Origin of the sequence: Streptococcus mitis, from assembly GCF_047462815.1 — a bacterium.
GTDB classification, from domain to species: Bacteria; Bacillota; Bacilli; order Lactobacillales; family Streptococcaceae; genus Streptococcus; species Streptococcus mitis_DO.
Genome location: NZ_JASHFB010000033.1, coordinates 1 through 506, shown reverse-complemented (window position 1 = coordinate 506; position 506 = coordinate 1). Strand labels below are relative to the sequence as shown.

Here is a 506-nt window from a genome sequence, read left to right as displayed (position 1 = left end):
CCTTTGTCAGTAACGACTGCTTCTGGTAAATCTGACTGGACTGCAGGCTCGCCTTTTTCAGTAACAACAGCTGCGGGTAATTCAGGTTGGACTTCTGGTGTGCCTTTGTTGGTTACTACAGCTTCTGGTAAAGCTGGTTGAACTTCAGGATCACCTTTTTCAGTAACAACAGCTTCAGGTAATGCAGGATGAACTTCGGCTTCACCTTTTTCCGTGACTAAAGCTTCTGGTAACTCTGGCTGAATTGCAGACTCGCCTTTATCGGTTACAACTGATTCAGGTAACGTAGGTTGAACTGCTGGTTTGTCTTTATCGCTTACAACTGCTTTTGGCAATGCAGGTTGAACTTCGGGTTCGCCTTTGTCAGTAACGACTGCTTCTGGTAAATCTGACTGGACTGCAGGCTCGCCTTTTTCAGTAACAACAGCTGCGGGTAATTCAGGTTGGACTTCTGGTGTGCCTTTGTTGGTTACTACAGCTTCTGGTAAAGCTGGTTGAACTTCAGG

The 506-nt window shown here is 46.2% G+C and carries 1 protein-coding gene; it reads right to left on the bottom strand.

The features are described from left to right. Positions 1–506 (bottom strand): hypothetical protein (locus QM865_RS09160; protein ID WP_414306510.1); only part of this gene is annotated, 506 nt, incomplete at both ends.